This is a genomic window from Brevundimonas sp. (genome assembly GCF_023259385.1).
Taxonomy (GTDB): Bacteria; Pseudomonadota; Alphaproteobacteria; order Caulobacterales; family Caulobacteraceae; genus Brevundimonas.
In genome coordinates, this window is the sequence record NZ_JAHFPF010000328.1 from 1 (window position 1) to 3,235 (window position 3,235).

The following is a 3,235-nucleotide window of genomic DNA, read 5'->3' on the forward strand; positions in this document are numbered from 1 at the left end:
GGCTCAGGACAGGCTCGACACCGTTGTCAGGATCATCGCGCAGTCGATGGTCGCCGAGGTCTGCTCCATCTATCTGCGCCGCGCGTCCGGCGAGCTGGAGCTTTTCGCCACCCAGGGCCTTAAGCCCGAGGCCGTCCACAACACCCGCCTGCGTCCCGGCGAGGGCCTGGTCGGCGAGGTGGCCCGCAGCGCCGTGCCGATCAGCCTGTCGGACGCGCCGTCGCACCCCAGCTTCTCCTACCGTCCGGAAACGGGCGAAGATCCCTATCACGCCTTCCTCGGCGCCCCCCTGCTGCGCGGCGGCCGGGCCATCGGCGTGCTGGTCGTCCAGAACCGCTCCGAGCGGCGCTATGACGAGGACGAGGTCGAGGACATCCAGACCATCGCCATGGTGCTGGCCGAGACCGTGGCCTCGGGCGAACTGCTGGGCCAGGACGAGCTGCGCGACATCGAGGTCGCGCCGCACCGTCCGGAACGGCTCAAGGGCCAGCGCTTCGCGGAAGGCCTGGCGTACGGCCACGTCGTCCTGCACGAGGCGCCGGTCGCGCCCGAGAACCTGCTGGCCGAGAACCAGCAGGTCGAGGAGATCCGTCTTCGCGAGGCCCTGATCGGGCTGAAGGCCAATATCGACGGCATGCTGGAAGGCGGTGCCGGCAAGCTGGGCGGCCAGTCGTTCGAGGTGCTGGAAACCTACCGCATGTTCGCCGACGACCGGGGCTGGAACCGGTCGCTGGAGGAGGCGGTGCGCACTGGCCTGACCGCTGAAGCCGCCGTTGACCGCGTCCGCAACGAACATCGCGCCCGCTTCGCCAAGGCACGCGACCCCTACATCAAGGAGCGGCTGCACGACTTCGAGGACCTAGCCAACCGCCTGCTGCGCGTGCTGGCCGGCGACCGTCCGGGCGAGCGCGACCTGCCCGACGACGCCATCCTGGTGGCCCGCAACCTGGGTCCCGCCGACCTGCTGGAATACGACCGCCGCAAGCTGCGGGGCCTGCTGCTGGAAGAGGGCTCGGCGGCCAGCCACGCGGCCATCGTCGCCCGGGCGCTGGGCATCCCCTGCGTCGGACGTCTGCAGGGCCTGCGCGACCGCCTGTCCGAGGGCGATCTTGTCATCGTCGATGGCGAGACCGGCGAGGCCTATCTGCGGCCCCGGCCGGACATGCTGGCGGCGGTCCAGTCGCGCATGGAGGTCCGCCACCAACGGCAGGCCGAGTTCGCCAAGCTTCGCGACACGCCCGCCGTCACCGCCGACGGCCAGCGCATCAGCCTGCTGACCAACGCCGGCCTCGCCGTCGATCTGGAAAACCTGGACGCCACCGGCGCCGAGGGCATCGGCCTGTTCCGCACCGAGTTCCAGTTCATGGTTTCGGAGGAACTGCCCCGGCTCGACAGCCAGACGGCCCTCTACAAGCTGGTGCTGGACACCGCCGGCAGCCGGCCGGTCACCTTCCGTACGCTCGACATCGGCGGCGACAAGGTGCTGCCCTATCTGGAGACGGAACGGGAGGAGAACCCGGCCCTGGGCCGCCGCGCCATTCGTCTGGGGCTGGACCGTCCGGGCCTGCTGCGCCTGCAGCTTCGCGCCCTGCTGACCGCCGCCGCGGGCCGCGAGCTGCGCGTCATGTTCCCGATGATCGCCACGGTGGACGAGTTCCGGGCCGCGCGCGAACTGGTCGACATCGAATGCAACTGGGCGCGCCGCCGGGGCCGCGAACTGCCGGCCCTGCTGCGGGTCGGGGCCATGATCGAATGCCCCAGCCTGCTGTGGCACCTGGACGCCCTGCTGCCGCTCACGGACTTCGTCTCCGTCGGCACCAACGACCTGTTCCAGTACATGTTCGCCGCCGACCGCACGAACCCGCTCGTCGCGGACCGTTACGACCCCCTGTCGCCGCCGGCCCTGAGGGCCCTGGCCGAGATCCAGCGCAAATGCGCCGACACCGGCACGCCGGTCTCGATCTGCGGCGAGCTGGCGGGACGGCCGCTGGAAGCCTTCGCCCTGCTGACCCTCGGTTTCACGCGCCTGTCGGCTCCGGCCGGGGGCGTCGGACCGGTCAAGCGCATGATCCTGTCCACCGATCTGGCCGCCGCCCGCCGCGGCATGACCAGCCTGTTGGGCTCCTCGTCCGGCTCTGTGCGCGGCGAGCTCGAAACTCTGGCCCGAAAGTTGAACGTCGCGGTTTGATCTGTACCGGGCCGGAACGGCCAAGGTGCTTAACAAATCATTGATCGGTCGACTCTTATGAGTTATCCACAAGGCGAATTCGGAGGGTCTGCGGGGGCAGGCTCAGACTGTCATCCCGATATGATACAGGGGCCGGGTTCGAGTACGGCGGGCGTGGATGACGCGTCGCCGAGTGTGGGGTCGGGCGTTATGGCGCTGGATGCGGGCAAGGGCCCGGAAGAGTATGGTGCGCAGGCTGACTGGAAGGACCTGGTCCCTTCCGTCACGGATGCTCCGACTCTGGGCGAAGGCCTGCGGATCGCGCGGGACCATTCGGGCCGTTCGCTGGCCGAACTGTCCAGCGTCACGCGGGTGCCCAGCCGCTACCTGACCGCCCTCGAGCAGAACGATTTCTCGGTCCTGCCCAACCGCGTCTTCTCGATCGGCTATGTGCGCGCCTACGCCGCCGCCCTGGGTCTCGACGAGCAGCTGGCGGTCGAACGCTTCAAGCGCGAGAGCCCCGATCCGTCTGTGCCGCTGCAGCCGCCGGTCGGCGTCGCCTTTGAGGAGGTGAAGCGCTATTCGCCCCGCCTGATCGCGGGCTGCGCCGTGCTGCTGATCGCCGTGGTCGGCTGGAACGTGTTCCAGCGCGTCAGCCTGATGCGCGCGCCCCAGCCCTCGGACCTGGCGTCTGGGCACCGTTCCCGGCCAGGAGGCGGTCATCCGCCTCACCGCGCCGCGTCCGGCGCCGCCCGACCAGACCATTCCCGCCCTCTACGTCACGCCGGGCCTCGAGACCCAGCTGACCGGCATCGATCCGACCTCGCCCGAGGGGATGGCCGCCGCCGCCGCGACCCCGGTGGCCAAGGCCTTCAATCCGCGCGGCGCCATCTACGGCGCCTCCGCCAGCGCCTCGGACGTCATCATCCAGGCCCGCAAGGCCGCGGCCCTGGTCGTACGCATGGCGGACGGTCGGGTGCTGTTCGCCCGCCAGCTGGCCGCCGGCGAGGCCTGGCGTGCGCCCGCGGGCGTGGCCGCAGTGATCGACGCTTCGGACTTTGCCGCCTT

At 70.3% G+C, this 3,235-nt stretch carries 1 protein-coding gene and 2 pseudogenes; all 3 read left to right on the forward strand.

Annotation, left to right across the window (positions count from 1 at the left end; genetic code table 11):
- Positions 1–2,188 (forward strand): phosphoenolpyruvate--protein phosphotransferase (gene ptsP / locus Q0C81_RS17695; RefSeq protein WP_291841073.1); only part of this gene is annotated, 2,188 nt, incomplete at its 5' end.
- A 189-nt stretch (positions 2,189–2,377) separates the two neighbouring features.
- Positions 2,378–2,596: pseudogene (locus Q0C81_RS17700) on the forward strand (helix-turn-helix domain-containing protein); the annotation flags it as partial.
- A 406-nt stretch (positions 2,597–3,002) separates the two neighbouring features.
- Positions 3,003–3,235: pseudogene (locus Q0C81_RS17705) on the forward strand (helix-turn-helix domain-containing protein); the annotation flags it as partial.